Source organism: Acinetobacter sp. ANC 4654, assembly GCF_002135425.1.
Lineage (GTDB): Bacteria > Pseudomonadota > Gammaproteobacteria > Pseudomonadales > Moraxellaceae > Acinetobacter > Acinetobacter kyonggiensis.
In genome coordinates, this window is sequence record NZ_NEGL01000012.1 from 45009 (window position 1) to 68711 (window position 23703).

32 protein-coding genes are annotated in these 23703 nt (G+C 37.9%); 24 read left to right on the plus strand and 8 right to left on the minus strand.

Annotated elements, in window-relative coordinates; all coding sequences use genetic code 11:
* Positions 1–159 precede the first annotated feature (159 nt).
* From B9T24_RS15220 to B9T24_RS15280, 13 genes are all read left to right on the plus strand, one after another.
* A complete protein-coding gene (locus tag B9T24_RS15220; RefSeq protein ID WP_228145737.1) occupies positions 160–696 on the plus strand; it encodes a phage baseplate assembly protein V in 537 nt (178 codons plus the stop codon).
* Positions 693–1058 (plus strand): GPW/gp25 family protein, encoded by a 366-nt coding sequence (locus B9T24_RS15225; protein ID WP_086166564.1) that lies wholly within the window; start codon positions 693–695, stop codon positions 1056–1058. Before B9T24_RS15220 ends, B9T24_RS15225 begins: the two co-directional genes overlap by 4 nt.
* Complete coding sequence (locus B9T24_RS15230) at positions 1055–1954, plus strand: baseplate assembly protein (RefSeq protein WP_086166565.1); 900 nt, start codon at positions 1055–1057, stop codon at positions 1952–1954. Before B9T24_RS15225 ends, B9T24_RS15230 begins: the two co-directional genes overlap by 4 nt.
* On the plus strand, positions 1947–2471 hold the full coding sequence (locus B9T24_RS15235; RefSeq protein WP_086166566.1) for a phage tail protein I: 525 nt from the start codon (positions 1947–1949) through the stop codon (positions 2469–2471). Before B9T24_RS15230 ends, B9T24_RS15235 begins: the two co-directional genes overlap by 8 nt.
* Before the next feature lie 10 nt (positions 2472–2481).
* On the plus strand, positions 2482–3459 hold the full coding sequence (locus tag B9T24_RS15240) for a phage tail protein (protein ID WP_086166567.1): 978 nt from the start codon (positions 2482–2484) through the stop codon (positions 3457–3459).
* 112 nt (positions 3460–3571) lie between these two features.
* Positions 3572–4603: a hypothetical protein gene (locus B9T24_RS15245; RefSeq protein WP_086166568.1), complete on the plus strand. Its 1032-nt coding sequence runs from the start codon at positions 3572–3574 to the stop codon at positions 4601–4603.
* Between the two features lie 5 nt (positions 4604–4608).
* Positions 4609–5232: a phage tail sheath subtilisin-like domain-containing protein gene (locus B9T24_RS15250; RefSeq protein ID WP_086166569.1), complete on the plus strand. Its 624-nt coding sequence runs from the start codon at positions 4609–4611 to the stop codon at positions 5230–5232.
* Positions 5233–5235: 3 nt separating this feature from the next.
* A complete protein-coding gene (locus tag B9T24_RS15255) occupies positions 5236–5742 on the plus strand; it encodes a phage major tail tube protein (protein WP_086166570.1) in 507 nt (168 codons plus the stop codon).
* 45 nt (positions 5743–5787) lie between these two features.
* On the plus strand, positions 5788–6132 hold the full coding sequence (locus B9T24_RS15260) for a phage tail assembly protein (RefSeq protein WP_086166571.1): 345 nt from the start codon (positions 5788–5790) through the stop codon (positions 6130–6132).
* Positions 6132–6248 carry a GpE family phage tail protein gene (locus B9T24_RS15265; RefSeq protein ID WP_086166572.1) on the plus strand — a complete coding sequence of 39 codons (117 nt, stop codon included), beginning with the start codon at positions 6132–6134 and terminating at the stop codon, positions 6246–6248. The genes B9T24_RS15260 and B9T24_RS15265 overlap by 1 nt, the downstream gene beginning before the upstream one ends.
* 16 nt (positions 6249–6264) lie before the next feature.
* Positions 6265–8808: a phage tail tape measure protein gene (locus B9T24_RS15270; RefSeq protein WP_086166573.1), complete on the plus strand. Its 2544-nt coding sequence runs from the start codon at positions 6265–6267 to the stop codon at positions 8806–8808.
* A gap of 14 nt (positions 8809–8822) precedes the next feature.
* Positions 8823–9251 (plus strand): phage tail protein, encoded by a 429-nt coding sequence (locus tag B9T24_RS15275; protein ID WP_086166574.1) that lies wholly within the window; start codon positions 8823–8825, stop codon positions 9249–9251.
* Positions 9248–10234 (plus strand): contractile injection system protein, VgrG/Pvc8 family, encoded by a 987-nt coding sequence (locus B9T24_RS15280; protein ID WP_086166575.1) that lies wholly within the window; start codon positions 9248–9250, stop codon positions 10232–10234. Before B9T24_RS15275 ends, B9T24_RS15280 begins: the two co-directional genes overlap by 4 nt.
* Before the next feature lie 21 nt (positions 10235–10255).
* Here the strand turns inward: B9T24_RS15280 and B9T24_RS15285 are convergent, their stop codons facing one another.
* The 4 genes from B9T24_RS15285 to B9T24_RS15300 are packed head-to-tail and all read right to left on the minus strand — an operon-like array spanning position 10256 to position 13385.
* Positions 10256–11170, minus strand: coding sequence for a hypothetical protein (locus B9T24_RS15285; RefSeq protein WP_086166576.1), 915 nt, complete (start codon positions 11168–11170; stop codon positions 10256–10258).
* Positions 11171–11185: 15 nt separating this feature from the next.
* Positions 11186–11797: an alpha-ketoglutarate-dependent dioxygenase AlkB gene (locus B9T24_RS15290; RefSeq protein WP_086166577.1), complete on the minus strand. Its 612-nt coding sequence runs from the start codon at positions 11795–11797 to the stop codon at positions 11186–11188.
* Between the two features lie 5 nt (positions 11798–11802).
* Complete coding sequence (locus B9T24_RS15295; RefSeq protein WP_086166578.1) at positions 11803–12729, minus strand: hypothetical protein; 927 nt, start codon at positions 12727–12729, stop codon at positions 11803–11805.
* A gap of 38 nt (positions 12730–12767) precedes the next feature.
* Positions 12768–13385, minus strand: coding sequence for a hypothetical protein (locus B9T24_RS15300; protein WP_086166579.1), 618 nt, complete (start codon positions 13383–13385; stop codon positions 12768–12770).
* A 645-nt stretch (positions 13386–14030) separates the two neighbouring features.
* Here B9T24_RS15300 and B9T24_RS16970 point away from each other — a divergent pair.
* From B9T24_RS16970 to B9T24_RS16980, 5 genes are read left to right on the plus strand one after another with little or no spacing between them, the layout of a single operon-like run.
* Positions 14031–14174, plus strand: a complete 144-nt coding sequence (locus B9T24_RS16970; RefSeq protein ID WP_171264921.1) for a hypothetical protein — start codon at positions 14031–14033, stop codon at positions 14172–14174.
* A 10-nt stretch (positions 14175–14184) separates the two neighbouring features.
* Positions 14185–14361, plus strand: a complete 177-nt coding sequence (locus B9T24_RS16975; protein ID WP_171264922.1) for a hypothetical protein — start codon at positions 14185–14187, stop codon at positions 14359–14361.
* Positions 14361–15044 carry an Abi-alpha family protein gene (locus tag B9T24_RS15305; RefSeq protein WP_086166580.1) on the plus strand — a complete coding sequence of 228 codons (684 nt, stop codon included), beginning with the start codon at positions 14361–14363 and terminating at the stop codon, positions 15042–15044. The genes B9T24_RS16975 and B9T24_RS15305 overlap by 1 nt, the downstream gene beginning before the upstream one ends.
* Before the next feature lie 3 nt (positions 15045–15047).
* Positions 15048–15356 carry a hypothetical protein gene (locus tag B9T24_RS15310; protein ID WP_086166581.1) on the plus strand — a complete coding sequence of 103 codons (309 nt, stop codon included), beginning with the start codon at positions 15048–15050 and terminating at the stop codon, positions 15354–15356.
* 9 nt (positions 15357–15365) lie between these two features.
* Positions 15366–15527, plus strand: a complete 162-nt coding sequence (locus B9T24_RS16980) for a hypothetical protein (RefSeq protein ID WP_171264923.1) — start codon at positions 15366–15368, stop codon at positions 15525–15527.
* Between the two features lie 34 nt (positions 15528–15561).
* Here B9T24_RS16980 and B9T24_RS15315 read toward each other — a convergent pair whose 3' ends face one another.
* From B9T24_RS15315 to B9T24_RS15325, 3 genes are all read right to left on the minus strand, one after another.
* Positions 15562–16425 (minus strand): DUF3037 domain-containing protein, encoded by an 864-nt coding sequence (locus tag B9T24_RS15315; RefSeq protein ID WP_086166582.1) that lies wholly within the window; start codon positions 16423–16425, stop codon positions 15562–15564.
* The gene (locus tag B9T24_RS15320; RefSeq protein WP_086166583.1) at positions 16422–17315 is read right to left on the minus strand and encodes a hypothetical protein; all 894 of its coding nucleotides are present in this window, start codon (positions 17313–17315) and stop codon (positions 16422–16424) included. The genes B9T24_RS15315 and B9T24_RS15320 overlap by 4 nt, the downstream gene beginning before the upstream one ends.
* Before the next feature lie 139 nt (positions 17316–17454).
* Complete coding sequence (locus tag B9T24_RS15325) at positions 17455–17796, minus strand: helix-turn-helix domain-containing protein (RefSeq protein WP_086166584.1); 342 nt, start codon at positions 17794–17796, stop codon at positions 17455–17457.
* Positions 17797–17913: 117 nt separating this feature from the next.
* Here B9T24_RS15325 and B9T24_RS16985 point away from each other — a divergent pair, with 117 nt between their 5' ends.
* From B9T24_RS16985 to B9T24_RS15340, 4 genes are all read left to right on the plus strand, one after another.
* Entirely contained in the window at positions 17914–18084 is a 171-nt protein-coding gene (locus B9T24_RS16985; protein ID WP_171264924.1) for a hypothetical protein, read from the plus strand.
* Positions 18085–18227: 143 nt separating this feature from the next.
* A complete protein-coding gene (locus B9T24_RS15330) occupies positions 18228–18623 on the plus strand; it encodes an ogr/Delta-like zinc finger family protein (protein WP_086166585.1) in 396 nt (131 codons plus the stop codon).
* Between the two features lie 8 nt (positions 18624–18631).
* Positions 18632–21358, plus strand: coding sequence for a toprim domain-containing protein (locus B9T24_RS15335; RefSeq protein WP_086166586.1), 2727 nt, complete (start codon positions 18632–18634; stop codon positions 21356–21358).
* Between the two features lie 113 nt (positions 21359–21471).
* Positions 21472–21753, plus strand: coding sequence for a DNA-binding protein (locus B9T24_RS15340; RefSeq protein ID WP_086166587.1), 282 nt, complete (start codon positions 21472–21474; stop codon positions 21751–21753).
* A gap of 27 nt (positions 21754–21780) precedes the next feature.
* Here B9T24_RS15340 and B9T24_RS15345 read toward each other — a convergent pair whose 3' ends face one another.
* Positions 21781–22800 (minus strand): tyrosine-type recombinase/integrase, encoded by a 1020-nt coding sequence (locus B9T24_RS15345; RefSeq protein ID WP_086166588.1) that lies wholly within the window; start codon positions 22798–22800, stop codon positions 21781–21783.
* Between the two features lie 449 nt (positions 22801–23249).
* Between B9T24_RS15345 and B9T24_RS15350 the strand changes: the two genes are divergently transcribed.
* On the plus strand, positions 23250–23516 hold the full coding sequence (locus B9T24_RS15350; RefSeq protein ID WP_143223764.1) for a hypothetical protein: 267 nt from the start codon (positions 23250–23252) through the stop codon (positions 23514–23516).
* Positions 23485–23703 (plus strand): transposase (locus tag B9T24_RS15355; protein WP_143223765.1); only part of this gene is annotated, 219 nt, incomplete at its 3' end. The genes B9T24_RS15350 and B9T24_RS15355, both read left to right, overlap by 32 nt.

A 23703-nucleotide genomic window follows, 5' to 3' on the forward strand; every position in this document is an offset into this window, starting at 1 on the left:
TACACCAACTTCGTTCAATCCTCCCCAAATTTAGTTAATTACTGCTGTAATAGTGTTTTATAAAATTCCTGATTAAGCGTTAAACAGGATTCAAGTCCTCGCACTTTAAAATCAAATTGCCCATGATTTCGGTCATGGGCAATTTACGTTTATATGAGCATGACGAATCAACTTTTAAGACAATTTCAAAACCTTTCTAGCATCGGTACCGTAATCGCTATCGATGCTTCAGCTTGGAAAATTCGCCTAAAAATTGATGAAAATGAAACGGATTGGATACCCATTCCAACGATGGCTGCAGGTGTCGTCAAAATTTGGCGATGCCCATCGTTAGGAGAACAATTTTCTGTTTCAGCACAAGGTGGTGAGCTCACCAGTGCAGTACCTCAAATCAGCCTTTTTTCTGATGCGTTCCCTCCCCCAAGCACCGACCCTGACGAAGTTTACATCCAGTTAGGTGAACATTTTTTTGTCGTTAATGTCGCTTCAGGTGAGGCCCTATTCAAATTAAACAAATGCACTTTTGATGTATCTGAAACTGTTTTTACTGGCACTGTGCATGCCGAAAAAGCGATTTCATCGAATGAAGATATCACATCTGAGACAGATGTAATTGCCCAAAATATTAGCTTAACCAAGCACAAAACATCAGGTATCAAAGGTGGATCAGAAAATTCAGGAGTACCCATTCCATGAAAGGAATGTCACGGCATACAGGAAAAACCATTCGTGATGATGGGCAATTGCCTGCCCACCTTCAGCAATCACTGCATGACATTTTAAGCACCTTAATTGGTACCCGAATATGCCGACGACATTACGGCTCACTTTTACCGCATTTAATTGATCAGCCCTGCAATGACATCACCAAGTTGAAAATTATGAATGGCTCTGCCACAGCGATTATTCGCTTTGAACCTCGTCTTAAAATCAAACAGGTTCAGGTCCGCAGCGCAGATCGTCAGAATGCTTGGGATGTCACCCTCATCGGCACTTATTCGCAATATAACCAAGATCAAACTTTCAAACAGAGCTATACATTTGGAGCAGCTGCATGAGTACCATAAACCGTGTTGATTTATCCTCATTACCTTTTCCAAATGTGCTGCAACAACTCGATTTTGAAGCAGAACTTTTAGCGTGTAAGCAAGAGTTAATTTCAAGAGATCCTGAGCTGTTAGATGCCTTAAATTTTGAAAGTGAACCTTTGGTTAAATTACTAGAAACCTTTGCCTATCGTTTTCTTTTAAAGACCGGACAAATGAATGCAACCGCCAAAGCATTGATGTTGGCCTATGCAACGAAATCCGATTTAGATCACTTAGCTGCCAATCGCGATGTGTACCGAAAAATCATTATTGCTGCACAACCTAATACAAATCCTCCAATTGAAGCAGTGATGGAATCAGATGAAGATTTACGTCGACGCGTACATTTACAACCAGAAAGCATGTCCGCAGGTTCAATCGGTGCATATCAGTTTTGGGGTTTAAGTGCGCATGGCCATGTCAAAGATATTTCCGTCGAAACGCCTGAAGAAGGTCATGTCAATATTTGGGTGCAAAGCCATGTTGATGCGATTGCCCCTCAAACTTTACTGGATATTATCGATGTCACTTTAGATCCAGAGACCCGACGACCTTTTACCGATCAGGTTCATGTCAAAGCTGCGACTGTAGAAGAATGGCAACTCAATGCCACACTGGTCCTTTTCCCTGGTCCCGACTCTGCTGTGGTTAAAGCTGCTGCTGAAGCGGACGTAAATTTATACATCGAAAAAATTTCATCATTGGGCTATGACGTGACGCGCAGCGGACTATTCCGAGCATTGCACCAGGGTGGTGTTCAAAATGTAATCTTAAACAATCCGCCTACAGATATTGTCCTACCAAAAAGCCGTTATTCCAAGTGTATAGCGATTAAAATCAATATTGTGGAGTTTACAGATGTCTAATCTTCTTCCACGAAATGCCACGAAACTAGAAAAAAATATTGAGCAACTTGGTGAAAAAATTTCCCTTATTCGAGTGCCTTTTGTCGATCTACACAGTATCGATCGTTGTCCTGTGCCTCATTTGCCTTGGCTTGCATGGGAACACCGGGTCGAATATTGGCAACCCGATTGGAATGAACAAGACAAGCGAAATGCCATCCGTGAAAGTGAGTCTTTCAATGCTGGGCGCGGCACACGATCATCCATCTCCAGTCTTATTGGCACCGTAGTCGATCATTATCAATTAAAAGCATGGTATGAGTTTAATCCCCCACAAAAACCATTCACTTTTGTGGTCATCATCAGCCCACAATATCTCCTCTCAATTGAACAACTGCTGCAAGTTCATACCGCCATTGATGCGACCAAATCAGCCCGAGATAACTATTCAATTTCAGCCAAAGTAAAAACAAGCTGTGATTTTTACCTCACAGGTTCAGTCACGTCTGGCACTAAAATTCATTTAGAAAGTATTTAAAGAGAAAAATATGTCTGCAAAATATTACATCACACTCACTAATTATGGTGCTGAACTTGTTGCTGCAGCACACGATCTGCAATCTATCACATTGACTGAAATGGTGATCGGTGATGCAAATGGTATACCGTACCAACCGATTGACCATACTGACTTAACCCAACTCGTTCATCAAACTGCTGCAATCGAAATACACCAAATTAAAGTCGAAAATAATAGTGCCACTGTTTCAGCAATTATCCCTGCCAATGTGGGTGGCTTCAATATTCATGAAATCGGCCTAAAAGATACGTCAGGAAAACTGGTGTATATCGGTAATTATCATGGGGCATATAAACCAGTGATTGCTGAAGGTGGCGGTGGTGAACTTGAATTGGTGATCGATATTAAAGCCACGGCAGGTGCACAGGCATTGATTGAAATTGATCCGCTAATCCTTTCTGCAAGTAAAACATGGGTATTAGAAAAATTTAACGAACTAATGGAAGCCATCAACAATAAAGAAGACGTTAAAGTCGGTGATTTGTTCATCACAACCTCTAATTTTGCCGATTCTACAGCTGTTACAGCGCATAAAAAATATGGCGTATGGGAAAAATTTGGTGATGGCCATGCCCTTGTTGCACGTGCCTCTGCTACTAATGAACTCGCGCCAGAATTCATGAAAACCATTGGCGACTCTGATGGTGAATATGAACATCAAATAACAAAAGCTGAAATGCCAGAACATGATCATATTGATGAGGGTTCACCTTACAATAAACTTGTGGCTTCATTAGGGGACATTACACCAAGTGATGGCGATGGCATGAGCGGTACAAATCCTGCAGGAGCAGCCTCACCCCATTACAACAATAGCTACATTCAAACTTCAGATATTACTGCTGCACAATTTACCAAGATGAAGATTAAAAAAAATGGCAGTAGTCAAGCCCATAACAACATTCAACCCTCTATCATCGTTGACGTATGGAAACGAACCGCATAATCATTTTTTGTAAAATCCTAATTAAGCGTTAAACAGGATTTTGCTCATAGAATATTAAAACGCCTCCATTCATTATGACTTTAAAAGCACAACCACTTTTGGAGTCATAATAATGGCTGAATTTCATCACGGTATTACAGGCCGAGAAACAGCTTCAGGAAAAATCCCGATTCGCGATGCAGCCACGGCTGTGATTGCAATGCTTGCCTTTGCAGATGATGCGGATGAAGAAATATTTCCACTTAACACCCCTGTTCTGGTCACCTCAATTAATCGTGTTTTACCCAAAGCCGGTACAACTGGAAATCTGCGTAAAAATCTAGAAATCATTTCTCAAATTACATCACCAACCTTAGTGGTGATTCGAATTGATCACCCCCTAGTAGAAGGTTTAGATCAATCTTTGGTGATTGGCACTACAGAAGAAACAGGTCAGCGAACAGGTTTACAAGCCTTACTGACCGTTAAATCCATGCTCGGCATTACACCCAAAATCATTTGTGTTCCTGATGTTGAAACAATTGATATCGCTAATGCCATCGGTGCGATTTGCAAAAAGCTACGCGCTTATTCATACATCACACCACGCAATAATAACGGTGTCATTTTAGAGTCGGCTGAAGCTGTAGTGAATTTCCGCAATATGCTGGCATTCCGTGAAGTTGAACTGATCTGGCCTGAATGGACCAGTGGCAATGTCTTCTTAGGCAGTACTGATTCAGACCTAGATTTTAATGAAATTTCAATTCAAGCAGCTCCACCAGATCTTTCCTCAGTTTCACTGACCTATGATCTTTATCGTAATGGTGAAAAATTAGAGTCTAATCAAACGATCGTCATCCAAGAACCAAACAATACCGCTGATGCTTTCTTAGACAGTATTGTTAATATTTTGGACGCATATCCTGATATTACTGTGAATCACGGTGGTGGCGGTATCGCACATTTCTTTAGTCCCATCCAATATACGATTCGAGGCAATGCGGGTGATTTAGAAAAAGATACAGTCCGTTTTGTGTTCAAACAAAATTCATCAGAAGAAAATGACCTCTTTCCTATGCTCCGAGATCGTTATAGCGGACTGCCTTTTACCAGTCCGTTGGAATTAATTACCTTGGGCAAAACCATGTATGAAGGAGTCTAACCATCATGACCTTAAAATATGGAACAGGCATTTTTACCGCTGCCGTCGCAGCTGCTGCATTACGTGCTGAAACGGATCAAAAAATCGGATGGCATAAATCACTGTCTAATATTCCTGTGACGGGTCCAACAGGAATCAGCCAACCGATCACATGGGATTTAGAAGATCCTGACACCGATGCAGGTTATTTAAATAGCCATGACATCACCACCATGATTCAGCATATGGGATTTCGTTTTTGGGGCAATCGTAACTGTTCTGATGACATTCGCTTTTCTTTTGAAGTGGCAACACGTACAGCTCAGTTTTTATTAGACACCATTATCAATGGCTGTTTTCCTTTCGTCGACCAACCGCTTACCCCTTTCTTGGCCAAAGACATTATTGACTCGATTAATGCCAAATTACGTGAGCATGTCGATGCCAAGCATTTGATTGGTGCATCCGTCTGGTATGACCAAGCTGAAAATTCAGTCGAACAATTATCGCAAGGTGTGATGTGGATTGATTATAACTATACCCCTGTCCCTACGCTTGAAAACTTGGGGCTAAACCAACGTATTACCGACCGTTATTTAGTTGACTTCGCTCAACTGATCAATGGTGCAAATACCACTGAAGGAATCTAAGCCATGCTTCCACGTACGCTCAAAAACTTTAATGTATTTGTGGATACACATTCATGGGCAGGTGTCGCTGAAAGCGTCACCATTCCCAAAATCACCAAGAAAACTGAAGACTATCGTGGCGCAGGCATGATTGGCGATATTGCATTGGTGATGGGCTATGAAAAGCTTGAAGGTGAAGTCACCTATGCAGGTTTTGATGTCAAACAGTACCGTCAGCTCGGTGTCTGCGGTACTTCAGATTTACCTGTTCGTTATGTCGGTGTCTATGAACGTCAGGACAATTGCACCACTCAAACAGTAGAAATTTATACCCGTGGCCAAGCCCTCGAACTTGATCCGGGTGATTCCAAAAACGGTGAAAAAACCGAAATCAAAATGTCTTACAACTACACCTATTTCCGCATGGAGGTGGATGGTGTAGTTGAAGTTGAACTGGACTTTATCAATGGTACCGAGCGTTTTGGCTCAACCGATATCGCTGAAGAAATTAAAAAATTACTTGGTCTGTAAAGACCAGGTAACCCCTACCCACAATTTTTTAAATGAGTATTAAAAATGGCTAAAGTTACTGATGAACAAAGTAAAAACCTTGAAACAATTACAGATCCAAATCTACGCGTGGTGATTTTAGAAAATCCTATTCTGCGTGGTGATCAGTCAATTTCTCGCATCGAAATCCGAAAACCTAACGTAGGAACGCTGCGTAATCTCAGCCTTCAAGATGTTTTGAAATGGGATATCAATGCGACCAATACCGTACTGTCACGGGTGACTTCTCCAACATTAAACCCTGCCGAACTTAACAATATGGATGTATCTGATTACACCTCATTGGCAGTGGAGTTGACCAATTTTTTAGTCAGTGCGAAAGCCAAATCCCAAGCAGCGTTGATGACGTAATCGCCAACCTTGCTGTGGTTTTTCACTGGGCACCGAAAGATTGCGAGTATTGGGAAATTGAAGAACTCATGCAATGGAATGAACGTGCGAGAGTGCGTTCAGAAGTAAGTAAATAAAAGGTCAGAATTGAAAATGAGTAATCTAAGTTTAAGTGCGATTTTAAAAATTGTGGATGAAGCATCTAAGCCTCTCAAGCTGATTCGCCAACAAACTGATGCTAGTTCAGATTCAATTGAAGACCTTACGCGCAGTATCGACCGCTTAAATCGAACTTTAGGCGGTTCAAATACCCAACGCTATAACCAGTCATTAAATCAAACTGAAAAATCCTCTCGTGCTGTACGTGCAGCGACACGCATGATGGTGACAGAGTATGGTCATGTAGATCATGCTTTAACTGCGTTGCTGCACAAAACCGATCAATGGAATACAAAACTTTCTCAAAACCGCCAAGCGATGCGTCAGGAATTTAAAAGCCTTGCTATTGGTGGTATAGCCGCAGGTGCAGGTTTATATAAATTCTTTCAGCCTGCGATTGCTTTTGAAAAACAAATGAGTGGTGTACAGGCTGTACTTGATTTAGAAAAACACAGTGCTGCCATGAAAATGCTTGAAGCAGATGCTCGAAAATGGGGTGCAGCTTCGTCCTTTAGCCCTAAAGAGGCAGCAGAAGCACAATTTAATTTAGGCTCAGGTGGCTTTAATCCGAGTCAAATTCGTGATGCTTTGGGGGGAACATTACAACTGGCTGAAGCAGGTAAAGTTGAACTGGCTGAAGCTGCACAAATTGCCATTGGTACCTTGAATGGTTTTGGTCTGGCAGCCAAAGAAATTAACCGGGTCAATGATGTTTTTCTTCAATCCACCAACGCCACTGCAACCAGTGTCCAAGGGCTTGGCGAAACCATGAAATATGTAGCCCCTGTTGCGAAACAATATGGTGCAAGTATTGAAGAAACCACCGCAATGGCAGGTTTACTTGGCAATAATAATATTCTCGACACACAGGCAGGTACATCCCTTCGCGGCATTATGCTTCGTTTGGCCTCCCCCCCAAAAGCTGCATATTTAGCATTAAGAGAACTCAATGTCACGACTGTAGATGCCAAAGGTAATCTGCGATCAATGGCCGATATTTTAGATGATGTTCGCAAATCCACCAAAGGAATGGGATCACAAAAACGGCTTGAACTTATCTCTGATATTTCAGGCGTAGAAGCAGCTTCAGCAATGGCGGTGTTGGTCGATCAAACAGCCGTACTGGATGAAAACTCAGGAAAAGTGGTCAATAAGATTAAACAACTGACCAGTGAATTAGAAAACTCTGAAGGTGCAGCTGCACGTGCTGCTGCAATTTTAAAAGACAACCTCGCAGGCGACATTGAAAATATGGGTGGTGCTTGGCAAGACTTCAGTATTTCTATCCAAAAAGTGTTGGGTAATGATATGCGGAATTTTATTCAGCAAATCACTGCCATCATTGAACGTGTTAAAAACTGGGTCGATGCCAACCCTGAATTGGTTCGTACATTAGCCAAAATTGCGATGCAGCTACTTCTGTTTAAAGTTGCTTTACTTGGGGTTCGATACACCACTAACCTTTTCTTTGGGGCAATCGTCAGTGTTATTGCGGGTATTACCAAACTCACCATTTTAATGTTTGTTCTTAGAGCAATTGCAGGCAAATTAGGCATTGGTTTACCCAGTCGTATTAACCTAATTACCAAGGCAGTCGGGTTATTAAGTCGGGCATTTATGTTCTTAGCACGACAGGCTATTCCATTGCTCATCCGAGGCATTTTAACCATGAGTGCTGCCCTACTAACTAATCCACTGACTTGGATTATCGTGCTGATTGGTGCAGTCGCGCTTGCGATTTATCGCTATTGGGATCCAATCAAAGCATTCTTTAAAGGGTTCTGGTCAGGGCTTCAAATGGGCCTATCCCCTTTGATTGATACCCTGCGTACCTCATTTAACAGCTTAAAAACTACACTTGCGCCATTAAAACCAATATGGGACGGCCTAGTCACTGTTTGGGGCATATTCAAAGGCGTTTTGGCTGAAGCACTGACACCATTTCAAGCCACCAACCAACAATTAGCCAATGCCTCTTCTTATGGCCAAATATTCGGTCAGGCACTGGGAATCATTCTGGGCGTATTGGCTGAAGTCATTGTTACTCTGGTCAAATTCGGTGCCACCATTTTTACTGTTGTGGGTACAGCAATTGGTGTGTTTTTTGGTTGGATATCTTTAATTCCAGAACGTGTGAGTTCTGCATTCAGCTCTGTTAAAGCCAGTGTCATGGAAGCAGGTGCAGCATTTATCAATTACCTCCTTACCCCATTAAGACAGGTGATCGGTGCAGTTAATTTGCTGATTACAGGAATGAATAAAATTCCGAACGTTAATATTCCTAAAATTCCGAAAATCCCTCAAGTCAGTGCAACAGGAACATCTGTTCCAACCAAAGTGGTACAAACCAAAGCGATTATTCCGTTGCGAGCACCTCAATCTGGGCAAACTGTTAATCACTTTGGCGCACCGCAAATTAGTATCACAGGCGTAACAGATCCGAAGGCTGTCGGTGTCGTGATTGACCAAAAAATGAAGCAATGGCAAAGCAGTTTTGCGGCACCATCTTCAAACCGCAGCTACAGTGACAAGGACTGAACAGGAGAATTGTTATGTTAATGAGTCTAGGGCAATTTATTTTTAAGACCAGTACGTTGGCCTTTCAGGAAATTCAACGGCAACGTGCGTGGAATTATGCAGATAATGCGGTTGCTTTTGGTCGTCCCAAAAAACAATTTACAGGTGCAGGTGCAGACACCGTCACTTTACCTGGTCTCATTTATGAAGAGTACGGATTCGGTACACGTTTTGCTTTGGATGAATTGGCAAGTATGGCAGATACAGGTCAAGGCTATGTGTTGATGGATGGCTCTGGGTATTTATACGGTGTCTTTGTCATCGATAGCATTGACGAAACCAAATCCATTTTGATGGATAACGGTGTACCAAGAAAAATTGATTACACCCTTAAATTATCTCGTACCGATGATGAACGCATTGAAAATCAAGCTGCACCTAAAATGATGGATGATTCGGTATGATTAAAACACCAATTTGCATTATCACTGCCAACAACCAACCATTAAATGCATTGATTTCAAGCCGTATTATTAGTGTCACTGTGACTGATAATCGAGCCAATGAAGCAGATGAATTGAGTATTGTTTTAGATGACTCCGACGGTGCTTTAGAGTTACCCAAGCGTGGCGTAAAACTGAATTGTAAAATGGGCTATTTAGGTGAAGATATTCATGATAAAGGCGACTTTGTTGTAGATGAAACTGAATGGTCAGGTACACCCGATCTTATTACAGTGAAAGCTTCTAGTGCCAATTTCAAAAGCAAAATTAAGGAAGCAAAATCGAAGTCTTATCACCGTAAAAAATTTGGTGAAATAGCCTCTGAAGTTGCCAAAAATCATGAGCTAACTTTGGTCATGACTGCTGACTTAAAAGCCATAAATTTAGCCCATGTTGACCAGACCAATGAATCGGATCTCAACCTATTACAGCGTCTAGCCAAACAAAATGGTGCTGAAATGGCGGTGAAAAAAGATCGCTTACTTATATTCAAAGCCGGTTCTGCAAAGACAGCCTCAGGTAAGAATTTACCTACCATCACATTAACCAGAAATGATGGTGATCAATTTCGTTATAGTGAACAGGATCGTGAATCTGACCATACTGGCGTATCAGCCAGTTATCAGGACACAAGTAAAGCCAAACGTGAAAAGGCTGTCGCAGGTGAAAAAGGAAAAGTTAAGCATCTGAAGGGAACTTTTGCCAATAAAGAAGAAGCTGCACGTGCAAGCAAAGCAAAAATGGCTGAAATTAAAAGGCAGATGGCAAAATTCAGTATCACAACGGCTTATGGCATACCTGAAATGAGTACCGAGTCACCAGTCAAACTAAATGGCTTTAAAGCTGAAGTTGATAAGCTGAAATGGATCGTTGAAAAAGCCACTCATAGCTATGCTAAAAGTGGCGGATTGACTACACAACTAGAGCTAGAAGCAGGTATATAATTTATAAATAGTAAAATACACTTAATCTTCAAGACAATCAAAATGACAATTATCACAAATATAATTAACCATATTATATTCATCTTTATAAGAGCGTGTATAAAACTTTTCGAATGTGATACTACACCGTTCACATGTAACGGGTATTTCATCAGAATCTATTTCACCACAATTTTGACACTTATATCCTGTAGAGGATGTATTATCTCGAATCATTACATCTGATTCACAACAATAAAGGCAATCTAAAACATTCCACTCAACCCAATGCCATTCTTTAGGTCGATATCCTCTATAGGCATCTTCTGTTTCTTCAGTCACTGTTTCACGAGCAGCTTTAAGTTTATGCTCGTATTCATCCATTAATAAATTATATACTTCTATATTAGATGCACTTATATGTTGATCAAGATCAAAAAGCTTAAAATCGACTGTAAATTTTTTAGCCGATCTGACTAACCTACCTATTACTAAACGCGTATCTTTAAGACTTAATTCAAATTCAAAATGTTCAATATTATTTCTAAGTATTTTAAGCAAATTAATATCATCTAAAAACTCTGTATTTAAATTAAAGCTTTCTGGTAAAGTTATTAAAAATTTCTTCGCATCATTCACGGAAATAGTATGATTACTTTTTCCAACCTCAGGATCATAACTATAATTAGCAACCTTCATTTGCTCAGACATTTCATATAATGATATTTTTTTATTATTTGCTCTTTTCTCCATTTCTTTAAAAGCACTTGTATAAACCAAATTAGAATTTATCACTAAAACTGCTTGCTTTAATACTAATTCCAAAAAATGCGCCATATGTAATACTGCGAATTTATATGGTTTAGAATTATTTTCAGTACCTAGATCATATTTTTCTAATGCTTCATTAAAACTATCAACTGCATTTTCAACTAAGTTTAGATTTAACTTACGCATTATCATGCCCAATTATTATTTATTTAGAATATGTCTAAATGTTAATGAAACACGTCTTTGACGTATAAATTCATGACTCTGCCAAATATCCTTTTTCCGTTTAGGAATAGCATGCTTCCACTTGTAACGCGCATCATCTTGAACTTTTAATAAACTACCTCTTTCTAGAAGCAATGATACTTTTTCTCCATATTCTTCTTTTAATGGGATGAAATCCATTACACAGGTAGAATTTAGTGAAATCATTATAATAGTGTCTTGGAAAGCTGATGGGGAGTCAACATGTTCAAAAATACCTTGACCAGGTAAGTACTCGTTTATAATTAGCTGATCAGGTGCATTAGACAGACCACATTCTTCTATCAAATCATAAACTAACTTATTCAAAAAACTTGGTATTTTAGGTACTATTTGTGATCTATCTAAATTCCCTTTTTTATAATCATATCTAGCACCATAATGTTGTACCCTACGGTCTAGTTCTGTAATCCATGGTTGCTGATCTATATGGTTGAGTATACCCTCTTCCTGCTCTCTACTTAAGAAATCTGATAAGTACTCTAAACCCAAAATATTTACTTCAATAGGCTCTGGCTTAAATTCACCAAAGAGATCAGCAGTATCCATAAAATTTAATCTCGTCTAATTTCTAACAATTGATAATATAGTGGTCCCATATTATATATATCCGATACATTACCTGTATCAAAATCTCGAATAGCTTTACCATCATACTTTGTGTTGTGCATGTAAGGTTTACCACTTCTCCAATCACTATCTGGATAGATGGTGAAATCGGCTTCCTCTATTGCCTTCACAAAAATATCATAAGCACTACCATCATGTTGATAATCCTTATTTAAATATAAAATATGGTAAGTTTCAGCAGTTTCATTTTGTTCTATAATTTCACAGATATCATTAATAAATGACTGAACTGAGTCAGCAACTTCCCCCTGACTAAAAATATAGCTAAAAACAAATAGTATTGTTTTCGGTGCTATATAATTATTAATACGTATTTCTTTAGGTTTAAACTCTTTAACACCATTCTCATCAATATATTTACCTTTTAAATATACAAAATTCTCATCATTATTAAACAAATCGCTAGAAAGAATATCTTTAGCCAAATAAATCATATCGGATGACAAATCCTTCCCAATATAGTTTATGTCAACAATTGCTTCCCTCTTAGTCATTCTATGATAGTAATAGGCAAATGCTAAAGCTACAGTAGCAGGGCCACAACCAAAATCCACCACTAGAGTATATTCTAAATTTCTTATTATCCCTTTTAAATCCGCTATTCCACGAATGGCACTAAATATGGCCTCACAACGACTTAAAGTATAAGTATATGCGTACATACGTGCCAATTGCTCATTGTCACAAATAGTACCACCCTGCTTTAGTATTTCAACTCTAATATAATCATCAATGTTAGCTGCCTTAGGTTCAGGCTTTTTATCCAGATATTCTTGAAAATCAGCTTCTATATCTTGAATTTCAATACCCTCAACAACATAATAATTGATAGCTTCTAATAACTTTTCCATACACCCTCTTTTAAATTTAATAATTAATTAAAACTGCTTTATATCCCCCACAACCCCACCAACGCCCCTTTCACTTTATAATTGCTATACCAACTTTGATCGTACTTAATAAGCCACCCACGTCCTGCTGCACCTTCAAGGCTCATAGCTTCTACTTCAGTAAATCTTTTAAATACAGAACTGGCAAAGATTTTCTTCTTTCGTATTTCTTGCGTGTTTAACCACACCTTCGCAGTTTCTTTTGGTGGATGGGTTTCAACAGTTTCACAGTCATAACAAGACCACGTAAAATTTCCAAGCCAAGCATGATCATTACAACGAGTATGGTAAACACCCATAGATTCAGACAGCCAAAAGCTTTCCATATATGATTTTAAAATGACGGCATCACTGTTATCGACCATTTTCCCCTGACAAAATGGGCATTTTTTTATGGGTAATTTTTTGAGGTCATTGATGATCTCATCAAAAACTAGCTTTGCTATTTTATAATCATCGCTACCAAACTCATGGATGAAATGGCTAAGCTCTATTTCATCATAAATAGAATCCGAACCTTTTAAAATTCGTTTTTCTAACGCTTTCATTTCTTTGAGTCGGTCTTGCCCTAACTCATTTACCCAGTCCACTAAACGTGAATTAAATTTCTTTTTCATGAAGTTAGTAAGCTATTACTGCTTATATATTAAATTTTCTGCATTCTCTCACAAATTCACAAAGTTAAGTATACCAATCCACTAAAATCCAATATTGTAGATCTCTTAAAACCAACCATTAACTTATCTTAAAAATAAATACTATGTTACATAATAAAATATGACCCAATGAATCAGCTCATATTGACCCAATGGCATAGTTCATCTTGAACCAATGGGATGGGTCAAAATGAACTTTTCTTCTTTATAATAAGAATAAATTAATAAGAATAAATATAAGAATAAATATAAGAATAAAGAAAAATCAAAACTGAAAAATTCCAAATTAAGAAAAACTCGACAGCAAACAGATTTAACAAAAACACTTGCAATAAAAAAAAATTAAATTATATTGTCCTTATCACAGCAAAATCTGTGATCAGGCGTAGGAACCTGTTTTATTATCTACAAGCGCAAAATCAAAGTCGCTTATGCGGCATTTTTTTTGCCTGACTGTTTAGGTCTGTCCGTAATGGTAGGCTAGACAGGGCAGCTTCGTGCTGGCCGTTACTTGTAGAGCGGTATTCCTACACCCTGTTTAGTCTGCCACCATCCCGTAGGAAGGATGCTGGTAGGTGTTAGAAATTATCTACAAGAGACTTAAACATGAACACTCAAAACAAAAGTGTGCATTCAGCACCTGTACGCCTCGATACCCTCTGTCTACAACGCTTACAAGCATCTAACTTTGCCCAACCCCAAATTCATAAACAAATTTTAAATTTCATTCGCCTACGTTTCACACGTTAAGGGGAATCGCATGTCTAAAATTTATATCAACACTGAACTCGGTACAGAAAAACGCTGTACCCGTTGTGGCGACTACTATCCTCTCGACACAGACTTTTTTTATAAAAATGGTACTTGGCGCGGAAAACTGCAATGGAGATCAAATTGTAAAGCTTGTTTCACTGAAACCTATCGGGGAGAAAAATAATGTCTAAAATCTTAATTGCACCCAAAGAATTTGCACTTCATGTTTCTCCAACCATTGTAAAAGAGCTAGGTACACCTGCTGCGGTATTTCTACAAAAGCTTTACTACCTACTCAACCATGCAAAACGTAAAAATGGTGAGCCGATCAAATGCCTCATTCATCAAAAACGTAAATGGTACTGGCATAGCTTTGAAAACTGGAAAGAAACTCTTGGTTTATATAGTGTTTCCACCATCAAACGAGCTATTGCTAAACTAAGTGAACTTGGCATCATTGAAGTTCAAAAACTCAATCCTGTTAAGCGCGAACGGGTCAATTACTACAGCATCAATTATAAAAAATTAAAGCAACTCTTTGGTATATCAGCAAGTGTTACAAAGCCACAACCGCAGTCAAAACCAAAGCCAGCACCAGAAAAAATCCAAGGTACAGAAGTGCCTATTCATGCTGAAGCCACAGCAGAGGATCTTGCCACCATTCCCCGTGAACACCGCACGCTTTACAAACAGCTTCGTCAGTACAAACTCGACATTTCTTATGATGATCCACGGCTCTACTTTTGGGAGAAAAAAGCCAGATCCGTAACCAGTTACACAGCTTCGGCAACGAATCGATTTGATATCAATAAATGGCAATGGCACACACCAGAACAAATATTACCTGAAGAACTTTTAAGGACTTAAAAAATGGGAATTGAAAAACACATTATTCGAGTTCAAGAACCATATTCTAAAAAGCGTAAGTTCTTTATCAGCTCGAAGCATTTATATCGTTTGCTGCAAACAGATATTTCCTACAAAACCTTTGTAGAAACCAATATTGTCTGGTCACGACTTCGTGAAAACATTGACTACCACTTCAGTGAACAGCACGACACATACAACCTTTCAATCTGCGCTGTACAGGCAATTTTGATTCTAGAGAACACAGAAAAGAGTTGGCAATTTTTCAATGAACTGACTGACCTGATAAATAACGGTTTTAACCGTTCCTAGGGGATTCTTATGGATATCCAAGCAAGATTATCGTTATTAGACCAGCATTTAACTTTATTGATCGAGTCGACTGGAAGTTGTGAAACACTAACAGGTGAATCTGTAGCTGCAACCATATTTATTATTCAGGAACAGGTACGTCAAATTCAAAAGGCAGTAAATAAAGAGTAATAAAAAAAAGCCCTCTTAGGAGGGCTTTTTTTTATTACGCTGCTTCCACTTGTCGCCTTGCCCACCAAGCCATCTTATCTTTTAAGACTTCTTCAGAGTATTCACTTTCAATTTTAATACCTTGCTGTTCTTGTTTACGATTCAGACTTTCAATTAATGAATCTATTTGATCAGCTCTATTACTATCAAGCTTATTTAACTCATCATCAGAAGGCGTTAAAACAAAAAATGTAGGTTCTTTATTCTCAATAATTGCAGCAGTTTTTAAATCATTAACATTTGTTAAGTAATTTGCTTTTATTTTATCAGTGTTTGAAGATACTACTGAAACAATACTTCCAAAAGCTTTCTCACTTCGTAATGGAACTAAAAAACTATCATCCTGATGTTGTATATATTTTTCTGATGGTAAAAATCTTAATAAGTTTTCCTCATTCTTAAATGAATCTCTTAAGTTTTTTGTAATACGATTAATTAATGCATTACTATGAACTACTTTAAATTCATGTCTAATCACATTTTTATTTTGACATGGTTTACCTAAAGTAATAACACGGTTATATAGCCTATCTAAAATTTCACTTTCACTTGAACCTTTAGTATTCCCTTTAGTTTTCCAGACAATTTGATCAGAAAAATTAGTACAATTATTTTTTAAAGCATGTTCAGACAATTCAATTACATCTTGTAAATGTTGAACTACACTTTCATCAAATAAACAGGTGAGACGCTCAAAATAATCAAGCATCTTAAACTGTAACTCTCCTTCTATATTTAAAGCGACTCCTATATTTAATAGTTCTTCAGTCGCTATATCAGGATTCCACTGAATTAGAGACCATTCACCTCTAAGTAGCCTTTGATTTTGGCTATTTTCTACTATATATAAATTGCTCATGGTGCTACAGCTCCAAGGCTAGAATAATGAGTGGAAAGACTTGTAAAACGACTAGCAGAACTTAATACTCGATTTTTTAAATAATTAATAAGTAATGCTGCTACTACGCTTACTGTTTGTATATTTGGAATTAAAACTTGAAATACTGGAATAATTTTATGAAATAATTTATCCCAAAAAGTAGAATACTTTGAAACATTATTAGCCGCACAATCTATAACTGGTTGCCAAGCGATATGTGATGGTGCATTGTTATGTTGTTGAATAAAATTATTCAACATCAAATTTTCAAAATTATTAGCATTTTGTAAACCATCAATCGACCAATAAGAACCACCAAATATTAGACCATGATCAATTATAGCCAAATTATTTTTTCCTAAAAAAATAATATTCCCAGGATTTCTATCGCAATTGCCAACACAATCATCAAAAGCAATTAAATTTGAAAAATGATCCCATTCACTCAGTGCATCAAAATATTGTAAGAATTCTTGCGGAGATCCACTATCGTAGGGTGGCTTAAAATACATTTTTTTCATATTTTCCCCACCTATACTTCTGCAAGCCCAAGCATAGTAATATCCATTTTCTTGAGCAAAGATATCATTAGCCACACTTGGAATATCATCAACAGAGATTTTTATTAGAGCAACTCTAGGGGATTGACGTAAATTTATTTCTTGCGCCATTAAAAAACCAAAACTTTCATTAATTATTTCTAAAGATCTTGTTTCTACAGGAAAAATTTTAATAAACGTATCTGCTTCTTTTCCGTCTGGCCACCGTACTGTTGCCAGACGTGTGTTTGCAGAGACTCCCCCACTAGATCCACCAACTATTCTCAAAGTGTCGAGAAAGCCATCTTCTCCAATATTTTCTATACTCATAATAGTTTTATTAAGTGCTAATAACGTCCTGTATGATATATCATTTTTTAATCAATTTAATAAAGTTTAATTGCTACAATTCTTATTTTTATTTGTAGTAAATTTAAAAATGAGTAAATGAATATTTACTCATTTAGCTTCATTTTTTCCCAAAACTCTCCGCAAAATTCCGTACCAAAGTCATTAAAGTTTCTCTTTGGCTTGGTTCTACAGAATCCCACAATTTCAACAACTCTTTTGCTTCGTCAGACAGCAAATCTAGGCGGCTACGCTCACCTGTTAATAAGAACCAAACGTCAACACCTGCTTTTCGTAAGGACTCTAAATCTTCCTGATTCATCACTCTTTCGCCTTTCTCATAGCGCAAAACAGCCATCCATTTTTTATCAAATAAAGCAGCAAAGTCCTTTTGTGATAAGCCCAGTTTTGATCGCTCTAAACGTAGACGCTCACCTCTTTCATTGATATTTTCACTTGCCATTTGGTTAGTATATCCATTTAAAACTATCCAAAAGGATAGTATAGTTGTACGTATATCATTTTAACAAAGATCTTCATTTACCACAGTTTAAAACTGTGACTTACAAAGGAAATTGTCATGACTCTTAAAGAATCTCAAAAAGAAGTACAAATCAGCTTTCGTACAACACCAGAAAATCGACGCTTAGCACGTATTGAAGCGGCTAAAAGTAATATGACCCTGAATGAATGGATTAAACATCTTGTTGAATCAAAACTGGTTGAAGCTTCTTCTCAAAATTTAAAATAATCATAAGGCACGGTCTTTAGGCCAATCACAGAAAACCAATACAAATTTTTCAAATATTTGAAAAATTTTGTAAATGAGAAAAAGAAATTAAGTAAGTGTCGTCGGGAGCAACAATTACTTGATTGAATATCTAGAGGTACTCCATGAGTAAATCAATTGGTTTTTATTGCCCCCACTGTGGCACACGTATGCATGTATCTAGCCGTAAAAAGCCATCTCCTCTTTTACATGAATTAATTGTGTCTTGTCGTAATGACCAATGCCTTGCCAGTTTCGCAGCAAGTCTTGAAATGGTGAGACCGGTTCAAAACAGTATTAATCCAAATCCAGAAGTACAGACAGGATTACCACAGCATAAACGTCAGTGGGAAACAGAACTCGAGCATCATTTAACAAGTTTGGAAATTCAAACTGAACTTGATGAACATCAAAAGAATTATGTTGAAGGCTTTATTTCTGCCTTATTCCACTCGTCGACCATTGATCTGACACGGGCATCTACATACCGCGATCGTCTCAAACAAATTAAACTTTTATAGGTTTTTAAATGGATCTCCAACGTCGTATTGATGACAGACTCAACCAGCTTTTCAGTTTTAAAAGAGTCGGTGAATGGTATCGCGAAGGCCGCTGTCCTAGCTGTAATGAAAAAGAACTCTATACCCATGCTGAAACACCACGCATGGTGAAGTGTGGGCGTATCAATAAATGTGGCTACGAAGAATACGTTAAAGATATTTGCGAAGAGTTTTTTAAGGACTGGACTGAATATCACCCTAGAACACCTGAAAATCCAAATGCAGCAGCAGATGCATATTTAAAAGAAGGGCGTGGTTTTGATCTTAAAAATTTAAAAGGTCTCTATAGCCAAGAACTCTATCAATCACCAAAAAATAAAAACCTCGTCAGTGCAACAGTTCGTTTTAAATTGGCTGAAGGTATTTATTGGGAACGCATCATCGACCGACCAGATCGTTTTGGTCGTCAGAAAGCCAATTTCATCGGCAAATGGACAGGCTTAGCTTGGACAATCCATAATTTAGATGAACTCTGTCATGCAGGTAGCATCTGGATCACCGAAGGTATCTTTAACAGTATTGCACTTTCACAGTCTAAAATCATTAGCCTGAGTAATATGAACAGTGGCAATTATCCAACCCAATTATTAGATGCAATTAAAAAACGCTGTCATGAACTCAATAGAGATAAGCCTCGTTTAGTTTGGGCATTAGACAACGATAAAGCAGGTAAAAAGTTTTTATCAAAGCATCATAAACATGCAATAGATGATGGATGGATCTCCACCGCAGCTCTGCCTCCTGCACCTATAAATGGTAAATCACTGGACTGGAACGACCTTTTCCAACGTGAACAACTGAACGAAAAGGATCTAGAGAAATATATCCATTTCGGCAAATTACAAATTGTAGAAACGGCTGAAGAAGCAGGCCTACTTATCTATAATTTTTACGGCAGCAATCTTAGTAAATTCTTTTTCAATCACCATTTCCGCACCTACTGGTGGGAACTTGATTATGAAAAATATAACAAAGCTGTCCAATATGTTGAAGAAACTCAACAAGAGCAAATGCTGTCAGAAGAAGAAGTTCGTATTCAGGCATTAAAAACCTGTTCTTCAGCTAAAGAAATCTGCAATGCACAACTTGAACCACTGTATTTCCAACGCAACGAAATCACCGATGAATCTTGGTATTACTTTCATTTGCAAAGCCCTTGGGGTGAAACCAAAACCACATTTACAGCAGAACACATGGCATCACGCAGCAAATTTAAACCACGTGTCATGTCAGTGCTTTCAGGTGCGATGTGGACAGGTAGCGACCAACAACTTGAAACCTTTATTAAACGTAAGACTGAAAAATTACGTGAAGTTAAAACGATTGATTTCATAGGTTATAGCAAAGATTATCAGGCCTATATCTTTGATCAATACGCTGTGCATAACGGTCAAGTTATCCACAAAAATGAACATGATTTCTTTAAAACAGGAAAAAAAGAATTGAAAAGTTTAGCCAATTCTCCAGTGATCACACTTAACCCAAAAAAAGAATTTTCACCTACATGGTGGAAAGACTACTACACCTTAAATGGTGCCAATGGCTTAATCATATTGGCGTGGTGGACAGGAACTTATTTTGCTGAACAAATCCGCGCATTAAATTCTTCCTATCCTTTCTTCGAATTTGTAGGGCAAGCCGGTGCAGGTAAATCGACTTTACTAGAATTATTATGGAAGTTCAGTGGTCGTGAAGCTTATGAAGGCTTTGACCCAAACAAATCAACCAGTGTGGCGATTTATCGTAACTTTGCCCAAGCATCCAATATGCCCATCGTCCTCATCGAGGGTGATCGTAACGATCAAAATGGTGGTACTCAAAAAGCAAAGTTCAGTTGGGATGAACTTAAAGATGCTTTTAACGGTCGTGCAATTCGTTCTAAAGGCTTAAAAACCGCAGGCAATGAAACCTATGAGCCACCATTCCGTGGTGCTATCATGATTAGCCAGAATACGCCTATTCAAGCCTCTGAAGCGATTCTGTCACGGACTTTGCACCTTATTGTGACCACTAAAGGCCATAACCTCGATAAGAAAAGAATTGCCGACCGTTTATCACGTATAGAACTTGCAGAAGCATGTACCTATATGACGCATTGCCTAAAAAATGAAGCAAAGATTCTGCAAACTTATTCAGACAATATCCAAGGTCTTGAAGAAGAATTTCATCAAAAAGGCATTACTCATACTCGTATCGCTCTTTGTCATGCACAAGTATCAGCAATGATTGATGCTCTTTCAGAACACGTTTTAAAAGGTGTGATAGATCTGGATGAAATTTGTGATGCTAAACGTATTTTAGAAACGATGGCACGTGAGCGTATAGAGCAGCTTGGCAGTGACCATCCTCAAGTACAGCAATTCTGGGATGCGTTTGAATATATGAATGTCAGTCGCAGTGCTTCCTTCAGTTTGAATCATCATGACCAGGATGCACAAAGCATCGCAATCAATCTAAATGAAGTCTACAAAGTTGCTGCTCGAAACTATCAATCTTTACCAGATATCAATGAAATGCGAACCCTACTTCGCTCAAGTCGTCGCTATAAATTCATTGATATGAATAAGCCTGTGAAGTCTAAAAACTTCCCAGCAGATGATGTTAAAAATGCCACAACGGACATTCGGGAACGTGTCGTTAAATGTTGGCTTTTCACAAACCCATACTTCAACCAACAGCCTAAAAAAACTAAATAATTTTTAAGTGAAAAAATAGAAGCTATCACTAAATCAGGAGACTAAAACTATGCAACACGATCCTAACGTAGAACTACAACGTCCGACGACCAAATTTAGAGGAGATAAACTTAATGGCTGAATTCATCGTAACAATTGAAGCTGACTCTGCACCTCAAATTGTTCTTGGTCAAATTCTTCTTGGTGGTACTGTGACGGCTCTTAAACTTGAAAAACGCAAATTAGTATCGGTTTCCGAACTTGTTGCCAAATACGGGTATTCTGACGAAACAATAAGAACCAAATGTATATCGATCAACCAAGGGAGCAACGGCAAACATATGTATGATCCTGATGCTGCCGATGCCCTTCTTAAAAATCCTAAATTTCGACGTGGAGCAAGGCGGAAAAACTAAAAAATGCCCGCTATATGCGGGCCTATTTTACCCATTAAAAGCTGCAACCAAATCTTCTGCATTCGGGTTGTAATAAGTATTAACCAAAACATCTATCTTTTTATGACCAGTAATTTTAGCTAGAACCTCAACTGGTAACTTCCTCACTCGAACCATCCGCGTAATGGCCTCATGCCGGGTATCATGAAAATGTAAATTATTTAATCCTATTGTGATTTTTTTCTTTTCCCACATTAACCGAAAGGCATTTTCTGACTGTGGTATAATCCTACGCCCGTCATGCTTAATCAGTTTCAGTAATTCTTTTGCTTCTTCAGACAATGGAACAATACGCGGATCTCCATTCTTGGTTTTAGGTAAATGAACATAACCATCAAAAATATCTTTCCTTTCCATTGAAAGAATTTCGCCACGACGCATTGCTGTTTCAATAGCAAATAGAAAGCCCCAAGCAACATAATGCTGCGGCAAAACTGGTACTTGCCCCATCTCATAACTTAATGCTTTAAGTATCAGTTCAATTTCAGATATATGAATACGACGTGAACGTGCTTTAGGTTTTTTGGGCTTCGTCATTTGCATCCAAGCATTTTCATTCAAAATGAAAAGCTCTTTTTGTGCATAAGTAAACATAGCACTGTAATGAGAAATTTCTTTTAGAACTGTATTCTCACCCACTTGTTGAAGTCTTTTGTTGCGCCAATTTGTTAAATCTTTCGGAGTGATGTCATAAATAGATTTTTGTGCCAATGCACCAAATTTACTCTCAAAATTATTGTGTTGACCTTTGATCCAAGCACGTGATGATTTAGATTCCTTCCATTGGCCAACGCTCTCATAATATTTATTGTTTAAATCTCTAAAAGAAAATTTAGGTTTAACCTCTCCATTTTCAATTCGAGTTTGTGTTTTTAATTCTAATAATTTAAGTGCAGCCCATTGCTCACATTCTTTGGCCGTATCACGGGTACAGTAATATCTTTTACTTTGATATGAGACAGTAATTGTATATGTCTCACCTCTTTTTCTTGGTGTAGGTATCTTCATTTTGTCGCAAACTGGTCGCAGATGGCTAAGAAATACTGCCATTTTTCACCAAGTTAGCCAAGTCTGACACAATATAAAATGCGACAAATAAGCAAAAAAAAGACTTATAAGCATTTGATTAGCTTATAAGTCTTTGATTTATATCTGGTAGGTATAAGCAGACTCGAACTGCTGACCTCTACGATGTCAAAATTAAGGTCTAACTCTACATAACCTTATAATAAATATAAAAAACATGTGTTTTTAAGCACATGGATTAGGTCTTAAAAACAATAAACTAAACCTATAAAAATTAGCTACTTAATGAGTCATTCCCCGAAGTATTTTTTAGCTAAAAACTAGCCTAACTTCGACCTTGGAATTCTAGAAATCAGCAAAAAAAATGCTCTTATAGACTTGAATATTTTATGTTCAGCAACAATAAACTAAACAAATATAAAGGGGTTTTCATGGACTTAATAATTAGATTTTTTGTTTGGGTTGCTAATTGCTTTTTAAGTGGGAAAGCATGGGCTTTAGGAATTTCTTTGATTGGTGTGATTATATCTTTGGTTTTTTTAAAGGTTACACCAGTCATATTAAAAGGCGCTGTATTTCTCTACCCTGACTTTGGTCACTTGATGTGTGCTGAAAAAAACGTAGGCTTTAACTTGGTAAACTATAGATACTCATTAGGAGTTTACCATGAGCAAAAAGCAAAAAAATTATACAGCTGAATTTAAGGCTGAAGCGATCAAAACTATTGAGTCCAATAATGGTAATGTCTCAGAAACAGCAAGACAACTTGGCATTTCAATGCAAACCCTTTCAAATTGGTACAATAAAGCCAAAGCAGGAACATTGGTGGGTACAAAACAATATTCGCCTGATCTAGTTGCTCTGCTTGAAGAAAATAAAAAACTA

Excerpts from the sequence above, each read along its gene's own strand:
- B9T24_RS15220 (WP_228145737.1), top strand. The coding sequence starts at position 160 with ATGACGAATCAACTTTTAAGACAATTTCAAAACCTTTCTAGCATCGGT.
- B9T24_RS15225 (WP_086166564.1), top strand. The coding sequence starts at position 693 with ATGAAAGGAATGTCACGGCATACAGGAAAAACCATTCGTGATGATGGG.
- B9T24_RS15230 (WP_086166565.1), top strand. The coding sequence starts at position 1,055 with ATGAGTACCATAAACCGTGTTGATTTATCCTCATTACCTTTTCCAAAT.
- B9T24_RS15235 (WP_086166566.1), top strand. The coding sequence starts at position 1,947 with ATGTCTAATCTTCTTCCACGAAATGCCACGAAACTAGAAAAAAATATT.
- B9T24_RS15240 (WP_086166567.1), top strand. The coding sequence starts at position 2,482 with ATGTCTGCAAAATATTACATCACACTCACTAATTATGGTGCTGAACTT.
- B9T24_RS15245 (WP_086166568.1), top strand. The coding sequence starts at position 3,572 with ATGGCTGAATTTCATCACGGTATTACAGGCCGAGAAACAGCTTCAGGA.
- B9T24_RS15250 (WP_086166569.1), top strand. The coding sequence starts at position 4,609 with ATGACCTTAAAATATGGAACAGGCATTTTTACCGCTGCCGTCGCAGCT.
- B9T24_RS15255 (WP_086166570.1), top strand. The coding sequence starts at position 5,236 with ATGCTTCCACGTACGCTCAAAAACTTTAATGTATTTGTGGATACACAT.
- B9T24_RS15260 (WP_086166571.1), top strand. The coding sequence starts at position 5,788 with ATGGCTAAAGTTACTGATGAACAAAGTAAAAACCTTGAAACAATTACA.
- B9T24_RS15270 (WP_086166573.1), top strand. The coding sequence starts at position 6,265 with ATGAGTAATCTAAGTTTAAGTGCGATTTTAAAAATTGTGGATGAAGCA.
- B9T24_RS15275 (WP_086166574.1), top strand. The coding sequence starts at position 8,823 with ATGTTAATGAGTCTAGGGCAATTTATTTTTAAGACCAGTACGTTGGCC.
- B9T24_RS15280 (WP_086166575.1), top strand. The coding sequence starts at position 9,248 with ATGATTAAAACACCAATTTGCATTATCACTGCCAACAACCAACCATTA.
- B9T24_RS15285 (WP_086166576.1), bottom strand. The coding sequence starts at position 11,170 with ATGCGTAAGTTAAATCTAAACTTAGTTGAAAATGCAGTTGATAGTTTT.
- B9T24_RS15290 (WP_086166577.1), bottom strand. The coding sequence starts at position 11,797 with ATGGATACTGCTGATCTCTTTGGTGAATTTAAGCCAGAGCCTATTGAA.
- B9T24_RS15295 (WP_086166578.1), bottom strand. The coding sequence starts at position 12,729 with ATGGAAAAGTTATTAGAAGCTATCAATTATTATGTTGTTGAGGGTATT.
- B9T24_RS15300 (WP_086166579.1), bottom strand. The coding sequence starts at position 13,385 with ATGAAAAAGAAATTTAATTCACGTTTAGTGGACTGGGTAAATGAGTTA.
- B9T24_RS16970 (WP_171264921.1), top strand. The coding sequence starts at position 14,031 with ATGAACACTCAAAACAAAAGTGTGCATTCAGCACCTGTACGCCTCGAT.
- B9T24_RS16975 (WP_171264922.1), top strand. The coding sequence starts at position 14,185 with ATGTCTAAAATTTATATCAACACTGAACTCGGTACAGAAAAACGCTGT.
- B9T24_RS15305 (WP_086166580.1), top strand. The coding sequence starts at position 14,361 with ATGTCTAAAATCTTAATTGCACCCAAAGAATTTGCACTTCATGTTTCT.
- B9T24_RS15310 (WP_086166581.1), top strand. The coding sequence starts at position 15,048 with ATGGGAATTGAAAAACACATTATTCGAGTTCAAGAACCATATTCTAAA.
- B9T24_RS16980 (WP_171264923.1), top strand. The coding sequence starts at position 15,366 with ATGGATATCCAAGCAAGATTATCGTTATTAGACCAGCATTTAACTTTA.
- B9T24_RS15315 (WP_086166582.1), bottom strand. The coding sequence starts at position 16,425 with ATGAGCAATTTATATATAGTAGAAAATAGCCAAAATCAAAGGCTACTT.
- B9T24_RS15320 (WP_086166583.1), bottom strand. The coding sequence starts at position 17,315 with ATGAGTATAGAAAATATTGGAGAAGATGGCTTTCTCGACACTTTGAGA.
- B9T24_RS15325 (WP_086166584.1), bottom strand. The coding sequence starts at position 17,796 with ATGGCAAGTGAAAATATCAATGAAAGAGGTGAGCGTCTACGTTTAGAG.
- B9T24_RS16985 (WP_171264924.1), top strand. The coding sequence starts at position 17,914 with ATGACTCTTAAAGAATCTCAAAAAGAAGTACAAATCAGCTTTCGTACA.
- B9T24_RS15330 (WP_086166585.1), top strand. The coding sequence starts at position 18,228 with ATGAGTAAATCAATTGGTTTTTATTGCCCCCACTGTGGCACACGTATG.
- B9T24_RS15335 (WP_086166586.1), top strand. The coding sequence starts at position 18,632 with ATGGATCTCCAACGTCGTATTGATGACAGACTCAACCAGCTTTTCAGT.
- B9T24_RS15340 (WP_086166587.1), top strand. The coding sequence starts at position 21,472 with ATGGCTGAATTCATCGTAACAATTGAAGCTGACTCTGCACCTCAAATT.
- B9T24_RS15345 (WP_086166588.1), bottom strand. The coding sequence starts at position 22,800 with ATGAAGATACCTACACCAAGAAAAAGAGGTGAGACATATACAATTACT.
- B9T24_RS15350 (WP_143223764.1), top strand. The coding sequence starts at position 23,250 with ATGGACTTAATAATTAGATTTTTTGTTTGGGTTGCTAATTGCTTTTTA.